Origin of the sequence: Ornithinibacillus caprae, from assembly GCF_009728145.1 — a bacterium.
Lineage (GTDB): Bacteria > Bacillota > Bacilli > Bacillales > Amphibacillaceae > Ornithinibacillus > Ornithinibacillus caprae.
On record NZ_WOCA01000004.1, the window covers coordinates 36,342 to 61,619 of the forward strand.

The window sequence follows — 25,278 nt, forward strand, 5'->3', positions numbered from 1 at the left end:
ATAAGCTTGTTTTAAAGTCAAATAAAATCTTATATTATAACAAGATATGTTTTTTACTGTCAACAACTAAATTCAGCTATTGATATTATTATTTCAAAATGTTAACAAATTATGTATGTTTTTTAATGTATATTTCCTTTTTCCATCAGATAACTCGTCTTTTACAAAGGCAGAGCATCGGGATTTATTGTGTTGGTCAAAAAATTTTATATTTCTCTACACCAAATTAGCTAGCTTTTTTGGTAATAACCAAAAAGCTAGCTATTCTCGGTCTGCTCCTGTTCATCTTGATCTTCTTCTAAATATGGCATACCCGTGCGCAAAAGTCCCCTTGTTTCGACACCACCCATTCCTTTTTCTCCAGTTAATGTATTACGTAACGCATCCCAAACAGTCACTTTTTCCATAAAAGGAGTATATGCTATTTTGGCAGCTATATAGACTGGGTCTAAGGCATGAATATTAATTCTTAGTGGAGAGCTAGCAAAATTTGCTCCTGCCCGTATAAGCGATTCAAAATGAGATTGACAAGCACCTGCAAAAATCACTAATTCATCTAAATTAGGAACAATCTTTCTTGCTTCTCGTACTGTTTCAGCAAAAAACTTAGAATGACGATATGCACGAAGATCATTCTTTCTTCCTTTATTTTTCGAAAAAGCATCATGTCCAGTAATTACAATAATATTGGGTTGTATTTTCCGTATTAAGTCACCAATTTCATATGGCATTTCTTTTTCATTGATATGAACACCATGGACCTGTAGCCCTAGTCGTTGATATAATGCAATACACTTTCGTAAGTACATTTGATCCCCATCTAAATGTAAAACTCTAGCAGGTAATTGAAAATACTCAGCATATTGATATCCATCTGTTGATTGGTACTCTCTCTTTTCTTTCATTAATTGATAATCTTGTCGAAATAGGCGGAAAGAAAATTCTTCTTGCTCTTTCTCCTTTATCCGCCTTTTTTGTAAATCCCGACCTTCTACACGATTTAAATCATCTAGAGGGGAATCAGCCTCTAAACGAAGATCTTCTCCATGTAATATCGCTTTATCATTCGTTAAGGAAACAATCCGAAATAATAGATCATGATTATATGATTTTCTTGTTACTAAGTCTCCTATAGCTAAAGACACATTTATCCACCCCACGGCCTTCTTTAAATTGAAAGCTTATTACTTCTATAGACTATGTGGGTTCATCTGTTCCTGTGCCAATACCCAAAAAAATAGGGCTATTACTCATACGAGCATAGCCCTATTAGAATCTTTATTTACTACGTTTATAAAATGTATTCGCCAAGGTAGCGAACTCTTCCATTGTTAGCGATTCACCACGTCTTGTCCCATCAATATTAATCTCATCTAGTATGGTTGTAATTTCTTCTTTGTCATAGATCCCTTTGAAATGACTTGTTAAATTATTTCTTAACGTCTTTCTTCTTTGGGCAAAACACGCCTGGACGATAGGGAAAAAATAATCCTCATCCTCCACATGAACAGGTGGATTTTTCCTTCTTGTTAACTTCAAAATGCTGGAATCAACATTTGGTTGTGGCATAAATACACTTTTAGGTACATGCATAACAACTTCTGCATCGGTATAGTATTGGATAGCGATGGTTAATGAGCCATAGCTTTTACTATTTGGCTTAGCTGCCATACGTTCTGCTACCTCTTTTTGAATCATTACCGTAAGACTGGATATTGGTAGGTTTTCTCGCAATAGTTTCATCAAAATTGGTGTCGTAATATAATAAGGCAAATTCGCTACAATATGAACAGGCTGCTCAGCTTTAAATTGTTTGTTAATCATTTCTTGAACATCAGCTTTTAGTATATCTTCATGGATTACATGAACATTATCATAATCCTGTAATGTGTCCTCTAGAATAGGTAGTAGTCGTTGATCGATTTCATACGCAACCACTTTATCTGCATGAATGGCTAATTGTTCTGTAAGGGCTCCAATACCTGGACCTACTTCAATTGCTCCTGCTTCTTTATCAATTCCAGTATGACTAATAATATTATTTAAAATATTTACATCAACTAAGAAATTTTGTCCCAAGCTTTTTTTAAAAGTAAAATGGTATTTCTTTAATATTTCTTTCGTTCGGATCGGAGTTGCAATATATTTATTTGTGCTCATGTATACTATCCTCCTGTTGCAATGTAAGCATTGCTTGGTCGAACTGTTCTTTTGTTATATGAAACATCGAAAGTCTTTTTAAAAGTTGTTTTCCATTAGTATGTCCAATTTGTAGTAACTCACCAAGTCGTTCTCTTCTAGCATTTGACCCAGGGCCACCAATCAGTCGATTAGCAATTAAATCTGCTTTGGTAATTTCACTTTTTTCGTAGTCAACTAGTTCATATACAGCCGATAACGCTTCTTGAATAGACTTAAGCGATGCATGCTCGATTCCTAAGCTTTTGTTTTCGGGATGTTTTGCTCTTGCTTTCTCCTGAGTTAAAAAAGCATGCTTACATCCTGGAACAGCTTCATTGATGATTTGTCGAATTCTTTCTCCTGGATAATCTGGATCTGTAAAAATTATAACACCACGTTTTTCTTTCGCATGTTGAATTTGTTTTATTGTATTTTTGTTAATAGCGGATCCATTTGTTTCAATGGTATCTGCATCCACAGCTTGTTTAATTTTTGTTGTATCATCTTTACCTTCAACTACAATCACTTCTTTAATTCTCAAAATTATTTCCTCACTTTGATTTATTCATTTATAGCTCCAATACACATATACACAGTATGAAGTTATATACTAAAAAAACTTGGCTTTGTTATGGCATTAGTCTTCGTTTCTTTTATGCAGCATAAGAATATATTCTTTTTTACTAAAAAATAATGCTCTTACCATTATACATGGCAAGAGCACTCATTTCATATTTTAATTAATTACTTTAACTTTAACCCTTTTGACACCCCAACGATAAGCGTCTGACTTCGTAGGTACGTGAACATCAATACGATTACCTTGAATGTGACCGCCAGTATCTCCAGCTATTGCTTCCCCATAACCTTCAACCCATACTTTTGATCCTAAAGGAATAACATTAGGGTCAACCGCAATTACTTTCTTATTTGGGTTGGCATTAAGATTAATTCCTGTTGTTGTGTAACCAGAACATCCACTACAGCTAGCTGTATATGCACTTGCTGTCATTGTAAATTCCTTACCACCAGAGGGTTTGCTTCCAGAAGATAACGTAACAAGATTTTGCTTTGGTTCTTTTGTTCCAATAGCAACTACACGGTTTTCACTATCTTGAACGACCTCTTCTTCAATCAACTCACGATCTACTTCCTTGCCATTCTCGTATGTGACTTCATACGTTTTTACAAGTTTTCCATCTTTACCTTCTGCAAGAACGTTTTTCTTCCCTTTTTCAAGTGAAGAATCTTCCTTCGTTTCTGTTTTGAATGCAACAGACTCTTCAACTTCCTCTGTTTTTGTTTCTACACGTACAATTTGAATTTGTGTATCATTCGTAACAGATTCTTCTATTGCAGGTTCAATTTTGTCTTGGTCTGTTAATGTAATTTGATTTTCATCTAGCAACTCCTGAATTGTTCCTCCAGTAGTCCAGACCTGTTCTTCTTCTCCACCATCATTTATGGTTACTTGGAAGGCTTGATTTACAGTTAACTGTAAGCCATCTGAAATTTCTTCATCCTTACTATGAGAAATATCATCACGATCGGAAAATGAAAGATTATTTTCTCCTAAGAAGGAGCCAATGGTATCGGCAACTGTAAAATATTCCTTTTCTTCCCCATCTATCGTAACAATAACTTGTTTTGCTGTCTTGTATTCTATTTCCATACCGTTTTCAATTGGTGCATCCATTGAATGTGATAATGCATCATGTTCTCCAACAGTAATAGCTATTTCATCAAGCAGTTCCTTTACGGTATCAGCGTGGGTTTTTACTGTTTCTATTTCTCCATTGTTTGAAACAGTAACATCTGTCTTTGTTGCTTCATATAGTATAAACGAAGAGAAAGCGACAAGAACCAGCACTCCGATACTTGAAATGACCAGCTTCAGTTTTGAGGCCGGCAATAGCTTTGAAAAATTTCGCATGCTACATGCCTCCTTAATCGACTTTGATTATATAAACACTACTATGCAAAGTCAAAGCATATAGGATTACGATTCCTTTACAGTTTTATTACAACGGACAAGTTCATCTCTCAAACCCTTATTTACCAACGATATACCTTGTTACATAAAGGAAATAAAAAAGACTAGTTTTTAAACTAGCCTTCAAAAAATGTATAAATCATCCATGTAAAAATACCCATTTGTGTTAATTTAATCATGTTTTATTCCAAATAGTGTAAATGCATTTCTTGTCGTTATATCACTTATTTCTTCGAACGATAATCCTCTTAATTCTGCAATTTTCTCTGCGACTAATGTCACATAAGCAGGTTCATTTCTTTTTCCACGATTAGGATGCGGAGCCAAAAATGGTGCATCTGTTTCAACTAATAAACGGTCTAGAGGCACCTCTACTGCTACTTCTTTTGGAAGTGGTGCATTTTTAAACGTTACGGGACCACCTAGTGAAATATAAAAATTCATATCTAAACAGGTTTGCACATAACGTACTGAGTCATTATAACAATGCATAATACCACCTACTTGCTTGGCACCTTCCTCCTGTAATATATCTATAATATCTTCTGTTGCTTCACGATTATGAATGATAATAGGCATATTTACTTTCTTCGCCAAGCGGATCTGCTTTCGAAATACTTCTTTTTGTATAGCTTTTGGTGACTTATCCCAGTGATAATCGAGACCCATTTCGCCAATTGCCACAACTTTTGGATGGGCGGATAACTCTTCGATCCAAGCTAAGTCCTCATCTGTCATATCAATTGCATCAACCGGATGCCATCCCACTGCCGCATAGATCGTCTCGTACTGCTCAGCAATCTCTATTGCTAGGGGAATTGTTTCTCGATCAAAACCTACAACTACCATATATTTTACTCCTGTGTTAAATGCACGCTCAATAACTTCGTCCCTATCTTCTAAAAACTGTCGCGCATTTACATGTACATGAGTATCTACTAACATTTTTAATTACCTCCAAAAGAAAAGGTCAGCTTCCATAATAAGAAGGCAGACCTTTTCATCTTTATTTTACTACAGATCCATTTGGTAACGTATCCTCCACGGTAGCCAGTGATAGTTTACCATTCTCATCTTCACCAGAAAGGATCATTCCTTCAGACATTTCACCTCTTAATTTAACAGGCTTCAGGTTCGTTACACAGATCACTTTTTTTCCTATTAATTCTTCAGGTTGATAATGTTCTGCAATTCCTGAAATTACTTGTCGTTTTTCGAAACCTAAATCTAATTGCAGTTTTAGTAGTTTGTCCGCTTTTTTCATTTTTCCCGCTTTGACTACTTCAGCTACTCTTAAATCAAGCTTCATGAAATCATCATAAACCACTTGTTCTTTAACTTCAGCTTGGTTGGACTCCTTCTTTTCCTCTGCTGGCTTTTGCATCATAGCTTTAATGGCTGCTACTTCTTCCTCCACATCTAAACGTGGGAAAATTGGGCTTCCTTTTTCAACCTTTGTTCCCTCTTGAATTAAACCCTGTTGGTAAACCGTATCCCATTCTTTGAATGATTCAACTTTTATTCCTAATTGCTTAAATATTTCAGTAGGAGCTTTTGTTAAGAACGGCTGAAGCATAACGGCAATAATTCGCAATGAATCAGCTAAATGTGCCATTACATTTCCTAAACGTTCCTTGTTACTGTCATCCTTCGCTAATACCCATGGTTCTGTTTCATCAATATACTTATTTGTTCTACTAATAAGTTGCCATAATGACGAAAGCGCTACTGAAAATTGCATATCTTCTAATGCATTTTCTACTTTTTCAATTGTTTCTTTCGTAAATGTTTCCAGTGATTCTTCTATTTCTGTTTCTGATGTAACATATGCAGGAATTTCGCCAGCAAAGTATTTATCAATCATTGCAACAGTACGATTCAATAGGTTGCCTAGATCATTTGCTAGATCAAAGTTGGTACGTTCTACAAATCCTTCTGGAGTAAATACACCATCTGACCCAAAAGGAACTTCCCTTAAAAGATAGTAACGTAGAGCATCTAATCCATAACGATCAATTAGACTAACCGGATCCACGACATTGCCTTTTGATTTGGACATTTTTCCATCCTTCATCAAGATCCAGCCATGAGCAAAGATTTTTTTCGGTAATGGTAAATCAAGTGCCATTAACATAATTGGCCAATAAATCGTATGGAAACGAACGATTTCCTTACTCATTAAATGAACATCTGCTGGCCAAAATTTATTAAATTTATAATCTTCATCCGTTCCGTAACCAAGTGCCGTTATATAATTACTTAACGCATCAATCCAAACATAAATTACATGTTTAGGATCACCTGGTACTTTAATACCCCAATCAAATGTTGTCCTAGAAACCGCTAGATCTTCTAGACCTGGATTAATAAAATTATTTAACATTTCATTTTTTCGACTTTCTGGTTGAATGAATTCTGGGTGTTCGTCATAATATTGAACAAGCCGATCCACATACTTACTCATTTTGAAAAAATAGGATTCTTCTTTTACCTTTTCAACATGCCCACCACAATCAGGACAGTGGCCGTCCTCTAATTGCCGTTCTGTAAAAAAGGACTCATCTGAAGTACAATACCAACCTTCATATTCATCAAGGTAAATATCTCCCTGTTTGACAAGTTGATCAAATATTTTAGCTACAACTTTTTTATGACGATCCTGAGTGGTCCGAATAAAGTCATCATTCGTAATTTCGAGCTTCTTCCAAAGCTCTTGAATACCACTTACAATTTCATCTACATATTCCTGAGGGCTTACCCCTTTTTCTTCAGCTTTACGTTGAATTTTTTGTCCATGCTCATCCGTACCTGTTAAATACATAACATCAAAGCCACGCATTCTTTTATAGCGAGAAATAGCATCCCCTGCAACAGTAGAGTATGCATGACCAATATGTAATTTTCCACTTGGATAATAAATGGGAGTCGTTATATAAAACGTTTTGTTTTCCTTAGACATTACATTACCTCCTCGATTACCATTCAAATTATTCATTCTTCTATTGTAGCGATTTTATCATAAACTTTCCATTATGGAATAACTAAAGACTTCTAGCCTAAATCGATTCGTATATATCAAATCTTTCTACTAATGCTGTAAGGTAGAAAACATGGCGAGAAATGTCGAATAAATTTCCTTATATTAACCTTCTTTCATTATAAACATAAAAATTCAAATTTATATTAAAAAAGTGGTTTAACTTTAAAAAATTTCGGGTATATGTGTATCAGTAATTCAAATTTTCCCATTATTTTTTGTTTTGTACAATTATTTATTGACAGTATTAGTAAACATTGCTATTATAATGGGTATAAAGATGTCGAAAATTGACGAAATTTTACTTTTTTATTCTTTAAGGGGGACGTAAGATGAAGTCTACTGGTATCGTAAGGAAAGTCGACGAACTAGGACGTGTTGTAATTCCCATTGAATTGCGCCGTACGCTTGATATTAATATCAAAGACCCGTTAGAAATCTATGTTGATAATGACAAAGTTGTTCTGAAAAAATACCAACCAAATATGTCTTGTCATATCACAGGTGAAACATCAGATGATAATGTTTCATTAGCGAACGGTAAATTAGTACTTAGCCCAGAAGGTGCAAAAGCATTAATAGAGGAAATTCAATCTAGATTTGACATGAAATAAAAAAGGCTGACAGTTTGTCAGCTTTTTTTATTATCAATATGATAGGATTGATAAACATCTCTTTTAGGAAGATTTCTTTCTTTAGCAACCTGCTTGATCGCTTCTTTACTAGTAGTTCCTTCTTCCTTCGTATAATACTCTACATGCTCCATTACAGATAAATGACTCCACCAAACCGGAGAAGTATCTACAACCTCTTGTTCATTTCCTTCAACCACTACACAAAATTCACCTTTTAATTCTGTCGTTTCAGCCCATTCCAATACTTCTTCTGCTGTACCACGCACATATTCCTCAAATCGTTTTGTTAGCTCTCTAGCAATGGCTATACTACGATTACCAAGTTGGTTGTATATCACTTTTAGTGTATCTTTTATTCGATATGGTGATTCATAAAATATCATAGTTGTCTGCATACTTTTCAAACGATTCATTTCCGCTTCTTTATCCTTCTTTTTTCGAGGTAGAAAACCATAAAAGTAAAAATTTGTTGATGATAGACCTGAGCCAACTAAAGCACATAGTGCGGCATTTGCACCTGGAAGAACAATTACAGGCAAATCCTTACCTATTGCTGCCTGTACTAATTCGTAGCCTGGATCTGAGATTGCTGGCATACCTGCATCACTTACAATAGCAATAGACTCTCCATTTTCAACCTTTGTAATTAACTGATCTTCCCGTTCCGCTTTATTATGTTCGTGATAACTAATAAGCGGAGTAGGTATGTCAAAATGATTCAGTAACTTCTTCGTATTCCGCGTATCCTCTGCTGCTATTATGGTTACAGTCTTCAATATCGTTAACGCTCTAAATGTTATATCCTCTAAGTTACCGATTGGAGTCGGCACAACATATAATGCACCTTCTGTCCCCTGATCAAAGCTCTTTTGAATGTTCATACTGCATAACCTCTTTCAATTTATCACGGATTAATTGATACTTCCCTTTTCTAGTTAGCTGTTTAATTTCATATTCCCGTTTCATCGCTTTTTCTTTTGTAGGAAACTTTTCAACAAACAACACCTGAAAAGGACCTCTCCCACGAGTATATTTAGCCCCCTTACCGCTTTCGTGCATCTGCAAGCGATGCTCTAAGTCATTAGTGTATCCAGTATAAAGCGTATCATCTTTACATTTTAAAATGTAAACAGTATGTATCAGATCATCCATATATAATCTCCTTTGCTTTTTCGGTATATGTCCCATCTTCGTTATATATATACAATGGAGGAAGTATTGTTAGATCTGCTTTTCCATCTCGGATTCCTTCTACTAGTAACATATTTGCTTCCTTGCCTTTTTTCGGATAAACAAGCTGCATTCGTTTTGGCTCTAAATTATAGGCTCTAAACGTTGTTAATATATCTACTAGCCTACCAGGTCGATGGACCATTGCTACTTTTCCCCCTGGACGAACATGTAATTTACATGCTTTTACTACATCATCTAGAGTACAATACACCTCATGACGGGCAATTGTTAAATACTCATTTTGGTTATATTCCGTTTTAGACGGTGTTTTAAAGTATGGAGGATTACAAGTTACCACATCAAACTTACTTTGACCTAAATGAGGTTGCATTTCTTTTAAATCCCCATGGATCATCTTAATTTGCTCCGTCAAACGATTCAATTCAATACTACGTTCAGCCATATCATATATTCTTTCCTGAATTTCTACACCTGTAATGGTTGCTTTTGTTCTTCGTGATAATAAAAGGGGAATTGCTCCATTTCCAGAACACAAATCTAAAATTGCTCCTTTTTTTATTGGTACATAGGCAAAATACGAAAGCAAAACAGCATCTAACGAAAAGGAAAATGCCGTTGGACTTTGAATAATTTGCAAGCTTTCATCCGCTACTAAATAATCTAATCGTTCATCATCTATTAATTGTACCATGTTCTATTCCTTTCCATTCTCTATATAAGAAAAGCTGCCTCGTACCTTATGATACGCAGACAGCTAACATTATACTTTATTTTTTTTACTGAGAAAATCAAGACAAAACATACAATCATCGTTTTGCCTCGGACTTCCAAACTCTAAATTGCAAATATGAAAGCCCTCTTCGTATATCCTTGCTAAATTATCATACCCTTCACTAGGAATATCTTTAGCAGTCTTTTCTTTTTGAACCTCTGATTCTAAATCTTCTGTTGCTTCTTGGTCTTGTTCTTGATCCAAGCGATTTCTTAAATGGTGATTTTCCATCTCTAAGCGATGATTTTCTTCTAAAAGGTCACTTAACTTTCCTTTCAAATCACCAAGCTGTTCATATAATTCGCCTATCTGCTTCTCCATATCTGATACTTGATCAAATATTTGTCTCTTATTCATTTTCATGCTACCACTCCATTATTTTTGGCCCTGAGCTGTAACAATTCCTTCTTCGATGAGTTCATCTAATGTGTATTCAATAACGCGTTCTTTTTCTGGGATTTCAATCTGGATCAATCGATCGAGAATATTTAACCCAACTACCTGACCTTTACCATATGGTGTTTTAACATTTTGTCCTAAATCAGGTAATTCTCGTTTTGCTTCTTCATATTCATCATTCTCGTATTTTAAACAACACATTAATCGTCCACATAAACCAGAAATTTTCGCAGGATTTAACGATAGATTTTGGTCCTTTGCCATTTTAATAGAAACTGGTTCAAAATCTCCTAAAAAAGTAGAGCAACAAAGCATTCTACCACAAGGACCAATCCCACCAAGCATTTTCGCTTCATCACGGACTCCTATTTGCCTGAGCTCAATTCTTGTTTTAAACAAAGCAGCTAAATCCTTTACTAAATTACGGAAGTCGACACGACCATCTGCTGTGAAATGAAATATAATTTTATTCCGATCAAACGTATATTCAACATCGACTAGATTCATATCTAAATTATGCTCAATAATCTTCTCCGTACATGTCTCAAACGCCTTCTCAGCATATTCTTTATTTTCAACAACCGTTATTTTATCGTGTTCCGTAGCAGTACGAATTACTTTCTTTAGTGGGAGAACCACATCCTCCTCATCTACCTTTTTGTTGGTCAATACTACTTTACCAAATTCAATCCCTCTCACCGTTTCTACGATGACATAACTATCTAGTTCAATCTGATGGTCAGCAGGATCGAAATAATATATTTTACCCGCTTTTTTAAAGCGAACACCAATTACTTCTATCACGAATTATCACCTCTGTATTTGAAGTGTCAATTGCTCCATTACCAGTGTTGGATTGACATTTTGCTTCAATTTTTGTTTCGCTTGTAAAAGGTGATGTAAGATATCCACAAGCTTCTCTTGTGAGAAATACATCCCTAATTTCTCTAGCCTCTCATCACCAGGAGTGAAGACTATTAGCCTATCTTCATTTCCAATATGAAAATATAATATATCTTTAAAAGCTAGCAATAATAAATCCAACCCTTGCTCCTGCTCTTTACGTTCTTTAAAATTAGTTACCCAATGATTATGAATAAATAAATATGCATCATCAGGCTGATCTGCAAATACTTCAACTAATTGTACCATTAACTTTCTGGCGGTTGCAAACCACTCATCTTCATTCCAAGCTATTGCTTCATCAAAATTATTCGTTAACGAACTTAATAGTTTGGCACTTTTTTCTTGAACTCCGGCATCTATTAATTGTTGTTGAAAATGCGATGGATTCAATGGTTGCAAATCAATAACCTGACATCTAGATCGAATGGTAGGTATAATGGCTTGACTATTCTCCGTTAACATTATTGCCGTAGTCTTTTTACTTGGTTCTTCTAAAAATTTCAAAATACGGTTTGCCGCATTTAATGTTAATGTATCTGCTCCTACAATGATATATACCTTTTGGTTTGATTCGACACCAGAGTAGGTAAATTCCTTTTGTAAGTTTTTAATTTGCTCTATTTTAATAGACTGTCCTTCTGGTTCAATCCAGTGGACATCTGGATGATTTCTAGAATCAATCCGCTTACATGCATTACATGTATGGCAAGGCTCAACACCTTGCTTATCCTCACAAAATAAACCTTTAGCTATCAAACGAGCTATCGCTTCTTTTCCAGTTCCCCGTTCACCTTGAAGCAGGTAAGCATGTGAAACACGACCTTTTTTCATACTGTTGATTATTACTTTACTTGCTAAAGGTTGTACCTTTGCGATATCGGACCATGTCTTCATTTTAAACCATCCTAGTCATCTACTACATTCCAATTCATGAGTTACGTATATAAATTAACCAGTAAACCTTTGATTTCTCCGATTAATCCTAATAGGTCTACTGTCTTTTTTTCTTGGTTCATAATTTCTTCTGTTAATTCCATCAACTTCTCATCTATCTCTTCGACAATCGTTAAATTACGACTATTTCCTGTAAAACTAAAACTATGTGACTTTTTCAAATCTAGTCCATTTGATACTGCTTCCTTCAAAAAACCTTTTATTAAGCGTTTAAATTTAACTAAATCCTTAAATGATCGGTAACGTGCTAATTTATTACCTTGCATTGTGATATCCTGCATTAGCTTTTGAAGCTCAGATTGCTGTAACTTTTGAGTTTGGGACTGAACAACGGCTTGAAAGGACTGTTTCCCTTCTATATTGGTCTGTACACTCTTATTAGCAACTTGAGATCGCATTTCTTGGCTGATTTTCATTGTCCAGCCCCCCTTTCATAGCGGTTAAAATTGCACAAATGATTCTATTGGAAGTATAAATACGGTTGCTCCTCCAACCTCTACCTTCACAGGTTTTGGAATATAGGAATCAGCATTTCCACCCATTGGAGAAATTGGTGCTACCATTTGTTCTCGTTTCGAACAATTATCTCGAATAATATCTAAAGCATCATCCACATATTGGTCCTCACAACCAATCATTAACGTTGTATTTCCTTCTTTTAAAAATCCACCTGTGGTAGCAAGCTTTGTTGTCTTAAAATTACCTTGACCTAAGGCATCAGTTAATCGATTAGAATCTTTATCTTGAACAACGGCTATTATAAGTTTCATGTTTATCACCCCTTTACGAGTTGGATTTATTTTAGAAAACTTGGCTTTTGCCAAACCTTTTAGCAAAAGCCTTCGTTGCACCTAAGCAGCATAAGAAAACTTATACTTTCTTATCTGCTAAAAAGTCAAGAATCTTCGTAAGGCTTTCTTGTTCCACCTTCTCGATTGTTTGATCTGCAGCAATTACTTGTATACGATTGGGAAATCGATCCACTAGTTGGTGATAGGCTGAATAAACATCCTCATGAAAGCGCAAATTCTCTAAATCTAAACGATTTCTTTCTCTATCTTTATTCGCTGTAATACGATCTAATCCCTTTTTTGGTTCAATATCAAAAAATAAAGTTAAATCTGGCATCGCATCCACAATAGCAAATTGATTAATTGCAAACACTTCATCCATCCCTAATCCTCTTGCATATCCTTGATAAGCTAAGCTACTATCAATAAATCGATCACATAAAATAACTTTCCCAGCTTGTAATGCCGGTAGAACCTTTTCAACTAAATGCTGTCTTCGAGCTGCTGCATACAGTAATGCTTCTGTTCTTGCATCCATTTCTGTATGATTAGGGTTTAGAATAATACCTCTTATTTCTTCAGCGATATGAATTCCACCTGGTTCTCTAGTTGAAACTACATCATATCCTTGTTCTTGAAGCTTTTTTTCTATGGAACGGAGTACAGAAGTTTTTCCTGCTCCTTCACCGCCCTCAAATGTAATAAAATAACCACTCACGTAATTCTTCTCCTTTAGCTATACCGAAAAAACTTGGATGCCTTCTTCTATATGTCTATGCTGAATTGTAGCACCTTGCTCAATTAGCTGATTAATGATTTCAATATGTGCCTCAGTAATTCTTTCACCTTTTGCAACTAGTGGAATTCCTGGAGGATAAGGAATAATCGCCTCGGCAGCAATGAACCCTTTAGCTTTGGTTAACGGTATTTGTATTGGATCCATCTGCCTCATCATCTGATGCGATAATGCTAGCTCTTGTATTGGTTCTCTAAATAATCTACTTATATCTATTGTAGCATGGTTTGGCTCATATTTTAATTGTTCATTGATGGTTTTTATCACTTTTTCAACTTTCTCTAGTTGATCGAACACTCCTAAACCATGTATGAGCAAAACTTGATTGGTTGTTGCAAGCTCAGGATAGATACCTTCATTCTCCAAACATTGGGCTACCTCGAAACCGGAAATTCCTTTGTTAACATGCAGTGTAATCTTTAGAGGGTCATCACCTAATAATACCTTCCAATGTGTTCCTAATTGTAATACGTTCCTTAACTGTTCTACACTTTGAAAAATATCTGCACGACTCTTAGATGATAATGTTGCCAAAAAGGATCGTGATAAATCTAATGAAGCCATTAAAGGATACGATGGACTGCTCGACTGTAGCATTTGTAAATAATGAGCAATAGCTTCTTTCGATAACATGTTAGATTTCATATGTAAATATGATGACATTGTCATTGCCGGAGCCATTTTATGAGCTGATTGAACAACCACATCCGCTCCTAGTACTAATGCAGATGGTGGGAATGGCTCACCTAACGAAAAATGTACTCCATGTGCCTCATCTACAAATACTGGAATACCGTGGCTATGTGCTAACTCTATCAACTCTTGGATCGCATACGTTTGCCCAAAATAATCTGGATATGTTAAAACCAGTGCCTTCGCATCCGGATGCATATGAATGGCTTGGCTAACGGTTTGGTAGCTTGGAGCATGATATCGTTCAACTTCTGAATCATATTCTGGGTTGATAAATATTGGGTTTGCTCCACTCAACTCCAATCCGTTCATAATTGATTTATGACTATTTCGTTGAACAATAATTTTATCTCCAGGAGAACATACTGCTAAAATCATTGCCAAATTTCCTACTGTACTTCCTCCTACTAAGAAAAACGTATGGTCCGCTTGAAAATACTCTGATGCTAATTGTTCTGCTTCAGCAATAACCCCTTTTGGAGCATGCAAATCATCAAGACCATTTAATTCCGTTAGATCTAGCTGCAAAACAGATTGAAAATATTCTTTCGCATGATCTGGAAAAATAGTTCCGTTTTTATGACCTGGTACATGAAAAGATATGGGATGAAGGTTAATAAATTGAGAAAGATGATGAAATAGAGGTGCATGATAATCATTATTTTTCATACTAGCTTCCCTTTCAAACTATATTTACTCTATCTTAATGACACTACTTGGCTTTTCGCAAGCTTTTTATAACGAATGTCTTCCTTTCGTATAAAACAAAAAAGGCCCTTGCAAGTAATTTGCAAGACCTTGTTAGAATCTATGAAAACATCGTAGGTTGATTAATATTCTTTAATTTTTTTAGATAGTATTGATATTTTTCCTCTCGTGGTTCCGTATGAATCATATTATGCTCACATTCGGTGCAAATAAACATGTTATATAAGTGAATTCCTTGTTGTTTTTTTTCTTCACATATACCACAATACTCCATTTCCATTACTCTTTCTTCCATGATTCCCACCTCCGTTAAGACTAGTAAATAGTATCTCCTAATCTAACAGATTATATACAGGAATCTTTGAAACTTTTTTCAGTAAGATATAGCTTAAGGAATGATAAATAAATGAATTGCTGCTAAAGAAGCAACACCAAATAATCCTAAGAATCCAGAGACCAATACTGTAAATATGTTAATCGGAATGTGTAACCCCATGAAACCAGCAAGAACATTAAAGAAGAATAAAAACAAAACTCCTATTCCTAATTTTACTGTTCCTTGTGCGATAAATCGCATTGGTTTAACAGGCGCGCCAACAAATAGAAGAACAACAATTAATGCAATCATAATCGTAATAACTATTGTAGAGCTCATATTAGTTCAACTCCTTTTCCTTGTCCCATTATTAGTATGTATGATAGGAGAACAAAAAAAAGAACTAGATACAAAATAGAATTATGAATTTATGATACTTTTTCTGAGCAATGAATTTAAATGGATAATTGATGCGGAATGTGCAGTGACTTTACTGTGGGAAGTCCAAACCACTATATTAGTGGAGGAAAGGATCCAACTATCATTTCAAGTTCCTACGTATTAACGGAATAAGGATCCACTTTACTCGCTTTGATGGATCCTCGTTTCGTTATCTTATTACTCCTATTTCAAGTCTTATATTATTAGCAACGACACCTATAAGAAAGACAAGGAATAACAAAATTATCCCTTGTCTTCTTAGATAGTTTACTTACTGTACCTTATCGCACTGATCTTTCGCTCACGTGCTTCTCGAAGTAAAAATAAATATTTAGCCTGTGCTAGACGTTCACTATTTTTTCCTTCGATTGTAGGATCTATGCTTTTATCTACAATCGATTTAATTTGTTTCCATTCTCTCTCAACGGTAAATAGTGAATCCAATAATAACTCATCGACCTCTCGCTTTTTACGTTTTTTTCTTTTTCTTCCCACAGTATCGTCACCTTATTTCTACAAGTCTCTCCTACCCTCTAATGCTTTCGATAATGTGACTTCATCTGCATATTCCAAGTCTCCACCAACTGGTAATCCATGTGCAATTCGTGTTGTTTTAATCCCCGATGGCTTCACTAAACGAGAAATATACATTGCGGTTGCTTCCCCCTCAATGTTAGGATTTGTAGCTAAGATTAATTCATTCACTTCTTCATCTTTTAATCGATTAATCAAATCCGGCACATTGATATCTTCTGGTCCTATACCATCCATTGGTGAGATAGCACCATGAAGAACATGATACTTCCCATTATATTCTTTCATTTTTTCCATTGCGATCACATCTTTTGGATCTTGAACCACACAAATAACAGAGCCGTCTCTTGAAGCATCCTGACAGATGGAGCATGGATCCTGATCAGTAATATGACCACAAATAGAGCAATGTGATAATTCTCGCTTTGCATTAACGAGCGAATTAGCAAACTCCAACACATCATCATCTTTCATATTTAAAACAAAAAAAGCCAGACGAACTGCTGTCTTTGGCCCAATTCCTGGCAATTTTGTAAAGCTATCAATTAGCTTTGAAATCGGTTCTGGATAATACATCCTTGTGTTCCCCCTAGATTAGAACATGCCAGGCATATTCAACCCTTTCGTGAATTGTCCCATTGTTTCGTTAGTTTTTTCGTCGATTTGATTTAATACATCATTAGTTGCTGCAAGAATAAGATCTTGTAGCATTTCAATATCATCTGGATCCACAACTTCTTCTTTAATTTGTACATCAGTAACTTCTTTTTTACCATTTGCTACTACTGTCACCATTCCACCGCCAGCAGATGCTTCAAATGACATTTCATGAAGCTCATCCTGTGCCTTCATCATTTTCTTTTGCATTTTTTGCATTTGCTTCATCATGTTACCCATATTTCCCATACCTTTCATGGAAAACGCCTCCTTCAACATATGTTTTTTAGTTTATCCTATTATTAATCATGTATTTCGATTAAGTCATCTCCAACAAGTTTCCTTGCTTCTTCAATTAATGGATCTTCTTTAGCTTCTTCTTGCGGAGCTGACTGTTCTTGTTTCTTCACATATTCACTTCGTAAATCTTTCCAATCCTTTACAGGAATTGGGATAATAGTTAATTGTTTATTAATGATACTTGCTAAAATCGATTCCACTAACTCTCTATTATCTAAAAATAAAGAGCAATGAATTTCATATTTAAACGCAACAACCAGCGCCTTGTCCGATGCTGCTGCAGGTTTACTATCCTGTATCGTCGCATGTGCTGGAGCATTTGTTGTTTTTAGTTTATTTAGAAATGCTGCCCATTGTGATTGGACTTCTTTTAATGCTGTCTTCTCTGCTTCCTGTAATACCATACGAATTTTTTCATAAGGAATTTTATAGCTATTTTTAGATGCTCTCGCTGGTGCCCTTCTTTTTGGCTCTGAAGGTGCTTGGGCCTGGGATCCACCATTGACTTCTTTTAGGTTCTCTAGCTGCTTTTCTAGCTGAGCTAATTTATTTGTTAACTGCATAACCGCTTCTGAATCAGCTGATTGACTGGTTTCATCCTGTTGTTGGTATCTATTCGTAATGGTTAATAGTGCAATTTCAATAAACACCTTTGGATTATTTGTCCATTTCATTTCTTGCTGACATTGGTTTAATTGCATAATCGCATCTTGAATCCAAGCATCATTTACTTCTGTAGCTAAGTTTTTGAAAGGATCATCGATAATAGCTCGTTCCAAAATCCCCTCTAACCCAGGAGCACTTTTGTATAATAAGAGGTCACGTAAGAAATAAATCATATCATAGACAAATCGACCTGGATCTTTTCCTCGTTGGATTAAATCATCCAGTAACTTCAATGCTTCTTGGACATTTTTTTCATGCATTGCTTTTACAATATCCGTTAACAACTGCTGGGAAACCGCACCTGTTACTGCTAAAACATCATCAAGCTGCACGGTATCCTCACTATACGAAATTGCTTGATCCAAAATACTTAACGCATCACGCATTCCACCTTCAGCAGCTAAAGCAACTGCATCCAAAGCTTCCGTCGTTACGGATATTCCTTCTGCATCTAAAATCGTTTGCATCCGCTCAACAATTGCTTGGTTAGAGATCGGTTTAAAATCAAAGCGCTGACATCTGGAAATGATCGTTAAAGGTATTTTATGTGGCTCGGTAGTCGCTAAAATAAAGACGACGTGCTTAGGTGGTTCCTCTAGCGTTTTTAATAATGCATTGAATGCATTTACCGAAATCATATGAACCTCATCTATGATATACACTTTGTACGGAACGACGCTCGATGCGTATTTTACTTTGTCCCGGATCTCACGGATATCATCGACACTAGTGTTGGAAGCAGCATCAATTTCAATTACATCAGAAATGGAACCATCCTGAATCCCTCGGCAAGCCGCACATTCATTACATGGTTCTTTAACTGGTGCACGTTCACAGTTAATTGTCTTTGCAAAAATTTTTGCCGCACTGGTTTTACCAGTTCCACGTGGCCCAGAAAATAAATAGGCATGAGAAAATTTTTCTTGGACAATCGCATTTTGCAGTGTTCGTGTGATATGGGTTTGACCGACAACGTCCCCAAAACTTCGTGGACGCCATACGCGATACAATGCTTGATAGCTCATAATGCAGTTCCCCTCTATGATTTCTATCTAATTATACCGATTTTAGTCTTGAATGTGAACCATTATAATGCATTTGACTTAGTAAGAGTTTTTTACAAAAGAAACGTATACCAATTCAGCTACTGAAAAGGCTTGCATTTGCTAAATTTGTGATGTAATATATTTTATACAAAATGTAAAAAATATATTACATAAATAAGATACCAGGTGATAAATAGTGAAAAAAGGAAAATTAGATAACCAGGTTTATTTACTAAGAACACAAGCAAGACTATCTCAACAAAAATTAGCCGAAAAAGTAGGCGTTACACGTCAAACAATTAACGCCCTTGAACACAATCGTTATAATCCATCGTTGGTCCTTGCATTTGAAATTGCTAAAGTTTTTGAAAAGTCAATTGAAGAAGTATTTTCTTATTCAAAGGAGGAGAGTTTATGATTTTCATCGTAAATATTCTATTTTTTTTAGCCTTTATTTATTGGGTACATTTTAATTATACAGCTGGAAGAGATGAGCGGGGAAAAAAGATAGGTTATTATACAGCTGTTTTTGCTGCAACAGGCTTAGTTTTAGGAATTATAGTATTAGACATATATTCGGAATACAATGAGATGACCCTCGAAAGCTTTAAATCATGGCTAATGTTTATATATCGCATTGTCATTATAGGGGTAGCAGCTATCACTTTTTATTTATCTAAATTTGCTAAAGTGTAGAATATAATAAAACCTCTTGTCTTATACGACAAGAGGTTCTTATTATCTATGTATGCCGTGCACCCACCTTCGATGTAACGACCCTATGCGTTACTTAAGTTCATGGCTCAGCCTAGGTAACCCCGCGGCACACAGAAATGACCACTTACTGCTGCTTCCTTCCGGACCTGACAGGATTCATGGGTTTCTGTTGCGCAGGACCTAAGCGTCAACACCACTCCCTTAAGGCAGACCATAAAGTCGTCCACCTCGAGTGGGAATTCAGCCTCGCTACAGCGGATTGCGAGTACAGGGCACCGCTACCTCCCCGCCTAGCACGGTAATTTCCATTATAACACTTTTAGGTGAAATTGCAATGGGGTATAGATGAGAGTATATGGAAATAACGGATAACAATGTTAGTTAAGATTTATCTTTCTTTCGTTGTCTTAGTTCACGGAAAAAGTCTGTTAGAAGCTTTCCACAAGCCTCCTCTAAAACACCACTTGTTACTTCAACCTGATGATTAAAACGTGGATCATCCAATAGATTCATTAAAGAACCCGCACAACCTGCCTTCGGATCGAATGCTCCAAAGACTACCCGCTTTATACGAGATTGAACAATTGCACCTGCACACATTGGACAGGGCTCTAAGGTGACATATAACGTACAGTCTTCTAATCGCCAACTACCAATCTTTTCATTTGCTTCTTGTATCGCTATTAATTCAGCATGTGATAGTGTTTCTTGAGATTGTTCCCTTACATTGTGTCCATAAGCGATTACTTCATTATTATAGACAATAACTGCACCAATTGGAACTTCAGCTTTTATTTGTGCCTTTTTGGCTTCATCAATTGCTAACTGCATAAATTTTTCATCCATTACGCTCATCCTATAACTTTTCATTTTTAAGATTTTAAATTACGTAAATAATAGTATGTTATAACCTAATTATTAAAGGAGTATAACATGGATCATTCATTGATAAATACTGCTATCCTTTTTATAGATATAATAAATGATTTTAATTTTCATGGTGGAGACAAATTACTGTCCCATACAGAAAAGATTTTACCAAATTTAATTAAACTCAAACATTTTGGGGAGAAAAATAATATCCCCATTATTTATGTCAATGACCATTATCAGTTATAGACTTCAGATCCTAGCAAAATAATTAATTATTGCAGAAATGAAAAAAGTGAAAAAATCATTAACGCTTTACAGCCTAATAATGACGATTATTTCTTCATTAAACCACAGCACTCTGCCTTTTTTCAAACCCCATTAAAATCATTATTAAATGATTTAGGAAAGACAAACTTAATAATAGCAAGTATAGCGGGAGATATCTGTGTTTTATCTAAAACAGACGAGAAAACCCCCATCTTCAATGGTCTTGTACGTTTTGCTAAAAGTCGTGAAGTAGAAGGTCGGATCATGAATGCAACCATTAGACGTAATCCCTCGGGTAAATATCACATTTCAATTTTGGCTGAAACCGAAGTTAAACCACTTAGGAAGACAGATTCATCTGTGGGAATCGATGTAGGGTTAAAAAACTTTGCTACTCTTTCAGATGGAACAGTCTATTCAAACCCTAAATTTTTTCGAACACTAGAAAAAAAATTAGCAAAAGCTCAACGCATACTATCAAGGAGAGAAATTAGTTCTTCTAATTGGCATAAACAAAAAAAGTCGCTCGTATCCATGAGAAAATTGCCAATTCTAGAAAAGATATGTTGGACAAAATCTCTACCGGGATTGTCAAAAACCACGACGTCATCGGAATAGAAGATTTGTCAATAAAAAATATGTTAAAAAACCATAATCTTGCAAAAGCAATTAGTGAAGTATCCTGGTCACAATTCAGAACGATGCTAGAATATAAAGCAAGATGGTACGGAAAACAAGTCGTTACCGTAGCCAAAAACTTTGCTTCAAGTCAGATATGTTCCAATTGTGGACATAAGCACAAAGACGTTAAAAATCTTGCTTTGCGTGAATGGACTTGTCAACGTGCAACAGTCATCACCAAAGAGATATTAACGCAAGTATCAATCTTCGTAAATGAAGCATTACGATTAACCGCAGGGACTGCGGGGATAGCCTAATCCATATCTGACCTATAGGTTAGTGTTCTTAGGAATCCCCCACTTCAATCGAACCGTAAAGTCGATAAGTGATGGGTAGTTCAATTACGGCAAAGGATGCATATCCCAAAAAACTGCATGGCTTCTGAAGAATTGGAAGGCAATGACTATGCACTTTATCTGATGCACTCGGTTATGAAAACTAGAATTGACTCTATTTAAGACATATCACAAGCACTCCATTCATAAAGTGTGAATAGGATAGGATATTAGAAAACTTAGCTGTTTCTAAGTCTTTATAGCAACAGCCTTAGTTACCTTTGCAGTATAAGAAAGCTATACTTTCTTAACTGCCAATAAGACTGTGTATACACACACTTAAGGAGGGAATCTTTTTGCAAATTCATGTTGTAAGTAGTGGAGACTCATTGTATTCGATTGCCAATACATATGGCAATTCGATAAATGCATTAGTTGATGCAAATGAATTAGAGGCACCGGACAATCTAGTTGTAGGGCAAGCATTGGTTATCCCTATAGTTGGTGAGTTCTATTTCGTCCAACCAGGGGATAGTTTATATTCCATTGGACAGCGGTTTGGAATTTCTTATCAAGAGTTAGCTCAAATCAATAATATTCCTGTTGATGGGACCTTACCTGTTGGATTAAGATTATATATTCCTCCCCGTCCAAAACAAGAAATTATATCTAACGCGTATGTAGAACCCACTGGTGAAACTGTTACACCAACATTAGAAAACGCAGCAAGAAAAGCAGCACCCTATCTATCTTACCTCGCTCCATTTAGTTATGAAATCAATCGCGATGGAACATTAAACCCACCACCATTAAACAACTTCGCTCAAATAGCTAGTGCCAATAATGCATCTCTTATGCTAGTAGTAACCAATTTAGAAGAAGGGGAATTCAGTGCTGATCTTGGCCACATTATTGTCACTGTTCAATCCGTACAAAATACATTATTAGATAACATCGTAAACACGGCTCATCAAGTTGGATTCACCGATGTGCATTTTGACTTCGAATTTCTACCACCAGAAGACAGGGAAGCATATAATACATTTTTAAGAAAAGCGAAAGATCGCCTATCACAGGAAGGATTGTTAATGTCTACCGCTCTTGCCCCAAAAATAAGTGCTGAACAAGAGGGGGAATGGTATGAAGCCCATGATTATGGGGCCCATGGAGAAATAGTTGATTTTGTCGTACTCATGACATATGAATGGGGCTATAGTGGTGGTCCTGCCATGGCCGTATCACCAATTGACCAAGTAAGAAGAGTTGTTGATTATGCATTGACAGAAATGCCTGCTGATAAAATATTACTCGGTCAGAATCTATATGGCTATGACTGGACATTACCTTATGAACCTGGTGGGGAATATGCACAAGCATTAAGCCCTCAGCAAGCCATTGCCTTAGCACGTGAGAATAATGTACCAATTCAATTTGATACAACTGCACAGGCACCATTTTTTACTTATACTGATCCAGAAGGTAATGAGCATGAAGTTTGGTTTGAAGATGCTCGGTCCATTCAAGCAAAATTCGATATGATTAAGGAATTAGGGTTAAGAGGAATAAGCTATTGGAAGTTAGGTTTAGCTTTCCCACAAAATTGGCAATTACTTCGAGACAACTTTACAATTACGAAACCAGGAAGTTAGAATAAAAAGGTTTGGAAAAAACTTATTCTTTCTAAAAAACCGTTGCCCCTCTTATAAGGGCAACGGTTCTTTTTAAGGTTATTTTTCTAATGTTGATGTATCACCAGTTGGTAATCCTAACTCCCAAGATTTTAATAAACGGCGCATAATTTTACCACTACGTGTCTTTGGTATTGATTCTTTTACTTCTATTTCACGAGGTGCAGCATGTGCACTTAATCCAGTCTTAACAAATTGGCGGATGTCCTCTAGTAATTCTGGAGAATCTTCATACCCAGCATTTAACGTAATAAATGCCTTGATAATTTCACCACGCTCAGGATGCGGTTTTCCTATAACACCTGCTTCAGCAACTGCTGGGTGTTCAATTAGTTTACTTTCAACTTCAAATGGTCCAACACGCTCTCCAGATGTATTAATAACATCATCTAAACGACCTTGGAACCAGAAGTAACCATCCTCATCACGATACGCGCTATCACCTGATACATACCATCCATTTACAAAATAACTTTCATATTTACTTGGATTGTTCCAAATAGCTCGCATCATAGACGGCCATCCTGCTTTAATAGCTAAATTCCCCATTTGATTTGGAGGTATTTCATTTCCTTCGTTATCAACAATAGACGCTTCAATACCAGGAATTGGTTTTCCCATTGACCCTGGTCTAATTTCTTCAGAAGGAATATTTACGATTAACTGTGCACCAGTCTCTGTCATCCACCATGTATCATGTATGCGAAGATCAAATGCTCTTAATCCCCACGTAATTACTTCTGGATTTAACGGTTCTCCAACACTTAAAATATGTCTTAATATAGATAAGTCATGTTTTTTCACAAGTTCTTCCCCGGCACTTACTAGCATACGTAGTGCGGTTGGAGCTGTATACCAGACAGTTACTTTTTCACGTTCCAATGTTTGATACCAATCTTCTGGTGTAAAACGACCTCCACGAATGACATTCGTTACTCCATGCAGCCATGGCGCAAAAATACCGTAACTTGTTCCAGTTACCCAACCAGGGTCAGCTGTACACCAATAAACATCATCTTCTTTTAAATCTAAAACCCATTCAGCAGTAGCATAGTGCTGAATCATAGCATTATGAACATGATAAACTCCTTTTGGCTTACCAGTAGAACCAGATGTATAGTGGAGTAGCATTCCATCCTCTAAATCTACCCACTCTATATCAAAGTCAGTAGAGGCTTCTTTCATTTCAGAAAAATAATCAATATATTTATCGGATGTTTCATTATGATCGCCAACTAAAACGATCTTTTCAAGATCTGGTAAATCCTCCTGAGGAACTCTTCCTAATAATTCAGGTGTAGTAATAAGCATCTTGGCTTCACTATCCTGCAAGCGATCTCGTACAGCTTGCTCCATAAATGCCTCAAATAACGGCCCTGCAATTGCACCAATCTTTAAGATACCAAAAAAGCTAGCGTAAAACTCTGGGCTTCTTGGCATAAATAAAAAGATACGATCTCCTTTTTCAACATTATGTTTCTTTAATACATTCGCAAATTGATTACTTTGATGGCTAAGCTCTTCAAACGTTACCTTTTCTTCCCGGTCCGGTGCTGAGTATAATAGAGCTACTTTATCCTTTTTAGTTGGATCTTGAGCATGGCGATCAAGTGCTTCATAAGCAATATTGACTTTACCAGTTTCATTCCAAGAAAAATTCTTTTTTACTTCTTCCCATGAAAAAGTCTCACGCATTTTTTCATAGTTTTGTAGATTATGATTACCTTCTCTTGCTGGTATACGTTGCATATCCATCCT

The 25,278-nt window shown here is 35.9% G+C and carries 29 protein-coding genes, 1 other RNA gene and 1 pseudogene; 6 read left to right on the forward strand and 25 right to left on the reverse strand.

Annotation, left to right across the window (positions count from 1 at the left end; genetic code table 11):
• Positions 1–257: 257 nt before the first annotated feature.
• The 6 genes from yabG to metG form a co-directional block, all read right to left on the reverse strand.
• Positions 258–1,145 carry a sporulation peptidase YabG gene (gene yabG / locus GMD78_RS06740; protein ID WP_343042169.1) on the reverse strand — a complete coding sequence of 296 codons (888 nt, stop codon included), beginning with the start codon at positions 1,143–1,145 and terminating at the stop codon, positions 258–260.
• A gap of 133 nt (positions 1,146–1,278) precedes the next feature.
• Positions 1,279–2,160 (reverse strand): 16S rRNA (adenine(1518)-N(6)/adenine(1519)-N(6))-dimethyltransferase RsmA, encoded by an 882-nt coding sequence (rsmA, locus tag GMD78_RS06745; RefSeq protein WP_155668079.1) that lies wholly within the window; start codon positions 2,158–2,160, stop codon positions 1,279–1,281.
• A complete protein-coding gene (gene rnmV / locus GMD78_RS06750; protein ID WP_155668080.1) occupies positions 2,147–2,722 on the reverse strand; it encodes a ribonuclease M5 in 576 nt (191 codons plus the stop codon). The genes rsmA and rnmV overlap by 14 nt, the downstream gene beginning before the upstream one ends.
• A gap of 195 nt (positions 2,723–2,917) precedes the next feature.
• On the reverse strand, positions 2,918–4,114 hold the full coding sequence (locus GMD78_RS06755; RefSeq protein WP_155668081.1) for a resuscitation-promoting factor: 1,197 nt from the start codon (positions 4,112–4,114) through the stop codon (positions 2,918–2,920).
• A 231-nt stretch (positions 4,115–4,345) separates the two neighbouring features.
• Positions 4,346–5,119 (reverse strand): TatD family hydrolase, encoded by a 774-nt coding sequence (locus GMD78_RS06760; RefSeq protein ID WP_155668082.1) that lies wholly within the window; start codon positions 5,117–5,119, stop codon positions 4,346–4,348.
• 61 nt (positions 5,120–5,180) lie between these two features.
• Positions 5,181–7,133 (reverse strand): methionine--tRNA ligase, encoded by a 1,953-nt coding sequence (gene metG, locus GMD78_RS06765; RefSeq protein WP_155668083.1) that lies wholly within the window; start codon positions 7,131–7,133, stop codon positions 5,181–5,183.
• A gap of 410 nt (positions 7,134–7,543) precedes the next feature.
• On the opposite strand from metG, the gene abrB reads away from it, so the two are divergent.
• Positions 7,544–7,825 carry a transition state genes transcriptional regulator AbrB gene (gene abrB / locus GMD78_RS06770; RefSeq protein ID WP_155668084.1) on the forward strand — a complete coding sequence of 94 codons (282 nt, stop codon included), beginning with the start codon at positions 7,544–7,546 and terminating at the stop codon, positions 7,823–7,825.
• A gap of 17 nt (positions 7,826–7,842) precedes the next feature.
• Here the strand turns inward: abrB and rsmI are convergent, their stop codons facing one another.
• The 16 genes from rsmI to dnaX form a co-directional block, all read right to left on the reverse strand.
• The gene (gene rsmI / locus GMD78_RS06775; protein WP_155668085.1) at positions 7,843–8,727 is read right to left on the reverse strand and encodes a 16S rRNA (cytidine(1402)-2'-O)-methyltransferase; all 885 of its coding nucleotides are present in this window, start codon (positions 8,725–8,727) and stop codon (positions 7,843–7,845) included.
• Positions 8,705–8,998, reverse strand: a complete 294-nt coding sequence (locus tag GMD78_RS06780) for a GIY-YIG nuclease family protein (protein WP_155668086.1) — start codon at positions 8,996–8,998, stop codon at positions 8,705–8,707. The genes rsmI and GMD78_RS06780 overlap by 23 nt, the downstream gene beginning before the upstream one ends.
• A complete protein-coding gene (locus GMD78_RS06785; protein WP_155668087.1) occupies positions 8,991–9,731 on the reverse strand; it encodes a tRNA1(Val) (adenine(37)-N6)-methyltransferase in 741 nt (246 codons plus the stop codon). Before GMD78_RS06785 ends, GMD78_RS06780 begins: the two co-directional genes overlap by 8 nt.
• Before the next feature lie 69 nt (positions 9,732–9,800).
• Positions 9,801–10,169, reverse strand: coding sequence for a DNA replication initiation control protein YabA (yabA, locus tag GMD78_RS06790; protein WP_155668289.1), 369 nt, complete (start codon positions 10,167–10,169; stop codon positions 9,801–9,803).
• A gap of 18 nt (positions 10,170–10,187) precedes the next feature.
• A complete protein-coding gene (locus GMD78_RS06795) occupies positions 10,188–11,015 on the reverse strand; it encodes a PSP1 domain-containing protein (RefSeq protein ID WP_343042170.1) in 828 nt (275 codons plus the stop codon).
• A gap of 6 nt (positions 11,016–11,021) precedes the next feature.
• Positions 11,022–12,011 carry a DNA polymerase III subunit delta' gene (gene holB / locus GMD78_RS06800; RefSeq protein WP_155668088.1) on the reverse strand — a complete coding sequence of 330 codons (990 nt, stop codon included), beginning with the start codon at positions 12,009–12,011 and terminating at the stop codon, positions 11,022–11,024.
• 41 nt (positions 12,012–12,052) lie between these two features.
• Positions 12,053–12,487: a YaaR family protein gene (locus tag GMD78_RS06805; protein WP_155668089.1), complete on the reverse strand. Its 435-nt coding sequence runs from the start codon at positions 12,485–12,487 to the stop codon at positions 12,053–12,055.
• A gap of 24 nt (positions 12,488–12,511) precedes the next feature.
• Positions 12,512–12,841, reverse strand: coding sequence for a cyclic-di-AMP receptor (locus GMD78_RS06810; RefSeq protein WP_155668090.1), 330 nt, complete (start codon positions 12,839–12,841; stop codon positions 12,512–12,514).
• Positions 12,842–12,941: 100 nt separating this feature from the next.
• Complete coding sequence (gene tmk / locus GMD78_RS06815) at positions 12,942–13,580, reverse strand: dTMP kinase (RefSeq protein ID WP_343042171.1); 639 nt, start codon at positions 13,578–13,580, stop codon at positions 12,942–12,944.
• A gap of 18 nt (positions 13,581–13,598) precedes the next feature.
• A complete protein-coding gene (locus GMD78_RS06820; protein ID WP_155668091.1) occupies positions 13,599–15,020 on the reverse strand; it encodes an aminotransferase class I/II-fold pyridoxal phosphate-dependent enzyme in 1,422 nt (473 codons plus the stop codon).
• 139 nt (positions 15,021–15,159) lie between these two features.
• Complete coding sequence (locus GMD78_RS06825; RefSeq protein WP_155668092.1) at positions 15,160–15,354, reverse strand: sigma factor G inhibitor Gin; 195 nt, start codon at positions 15,352–15,354, stop codon at positions 15,160–15,162.
• A gap of 93 nt (positions 15,355–15,447) precedes the next feature.
• Complete coding sequence (locus tag GMD78_RS06830; RefSeq protein WP_155668093.1) at positions 15,448–15,714, reverse strand: pro-sigmaK processing inhibitor BofA family protein; 267 nt, start codon at positions 15,712–15,714, stop codon at positions 15,448–15,450.
• A 369-nt stretch (positions 15,715–16,083) separates the two neighbouring features.
• Positions 16,084–16,311, reverse strand: coding sequence for a YaaL family protein (locus GMD78_RS06835; protein WP_343042172.1), 228 nt, complete (start codon positions 16,309–16,311; stop codon positions 16,084–16,086).
• An 18-nt stretch (positions 16,312–16,329) separates the two neighbouring features.
• Positions 16,330–16,926: a recombination mediator RecR gene (gene recR, locus GMD78_RS06840; RefSeq protein WP_155668094.1), complete on the reverse strand. Its 597-nt coding sequence runs from the start codon at positions 16,924–16,926 to the stop codon at positions 16,330–16,332.
• A gap of 18 nt (positions 16,927–16,944) precedes the next feature.
• On the reverse strand, positions 16,945–17,265 hold the full coding sequence (locus GMD78_RS06845; protein ID WP_155668095.1) for a YbaB/EbfC family nucleoid-associated protein: 321 nt from the start codon (positions 17,263–17,265) through the stop codon (positions 16,945–16,947).
• A 44-nt stretch (positions 17,266–17,309) separates the two neighbouring features.
• A complete protein-coding gene (gene dnaX, locus GMD78_RS06850; RefSeq protein WP_155668096.1) occupies positions 17,310–18,998 on the reverse strand; it encodes a DNA polymerase III subunit gamma/tau in 1,689 nt (562 codons plus the stop codon).
• A gap of 214 nt (positions 18,999–19,212) precedes the next feature.
• Here dnaX and GMD78_RS06855 point away from each other — a divergent pair, with 214 nt between their 5' ends.
• Positions 19,213–19,437: a helix-turn-helix transcriptional regulator gene (locus GMD78_RS06855; RefSeq protein WP_343042186.1), complete on the forward strand. Its 225-nt coding sequence runs from the start codon at positions 19,213–19,215 to the stop codon at positions 19,435–19,437.
• Positions 19,434–19,715 carry a hypothetical protein gene (locus GMD78_RS06860; RefSeq protein WP_155668097.1) on the forward strand — a complete coding sequence of 94 codons (282 nt, stop codon included), beginning with the start codon at positions 19,434–19,436 and terminating at the stop codon, positions 19,713–19,715. The genes GMD78_RS06855 and GMD78_RS06860 overlap by 4 nt, the downstream gene beginning before the upstream one ends.
• Before the next feature lie 55 nt (positions 19,716–19,770).
• On the opposite strand, the gene ffs is transcribed toward GMD78_RS06860, so the two are convergent.
• Positions 19,771–20,035, reverse strand: an RNA gene (gene ffs / locus GMD78_RS06865) — signal recognition particle sRNA large type.
• A gap of 82 nt (positions 20,036–20,117) precedes the next feature.
• Entirely contained in the window at positions 20,118–20,582 is a 465-nt protein-coding gene (tadA, locus tag GMD78_RS06870) for a tRNA adenosine(34) deaminase TadA (protein WP_155668098.1), read from the reverse strand.
• 87 nt (positions 20,583–20,669) lie between these two features.
• Between tadA and GMD78_RS21550 the strand changes: the two genes are divergently transcribed.
• The 3 genes and pseudogenes from GMD78_RS21550 to GMD78_RS06885 all read left to right on the forward strand — a co-directional run bounded on the left by GMD78_RS21550 (position 20,670) and on the right by GMD78_RS06885 (position 23,481).
• Complete coding sequence (locus tag GMD78_RS21550; protein ID WP_246187592.1) at positions 20,670–20,855, forward strand: cysteine hydrolase family protein; 186 nt, start codon at positions 20,670–20,672, stop codon at positions 20,853–20,855.
• Positions 20,856–20,948: 93 nt separating this feature from the next.
• Positions 20,949–21,814, forward strand: a pseudogene (locus GMD78_RS06880) (RNA-guided endonuclease TnpB family protein); the annotation flags it as partial.
• A 374-nt stretch (positions 21,815–22,188) separates the two neighbouring features.
• Entirely contained in the window at positions 22,189–23,481 is a 1,293-nt protein-coding gene (locus tag GMD78_RS06885) for a glycoside hydrolase family 18 protein (RefSeq protein WP_155668099.1), read from the forward strand.
• 78 nt (positions 23,482–23,559) lie between these two features.
• On the opposite strand, the gene acsA is transcribed toward GMD78_RS06885, so the two are convergent.
• The gene (gene acsA / locus GMD78_RS06890; protein ID WP_155668100.1) at positions 23,560–25,275 is read right to left on the reverse strand and encodes an acetate--CoA ligase; all 1,716 of its coding nucleotides are present in this window, start codon (positions 25,273–25,275) and stop codon (positions 23,560–23,562) included.
• Positions 25,276–25,278: the final 3 nt, after the last annotated feature.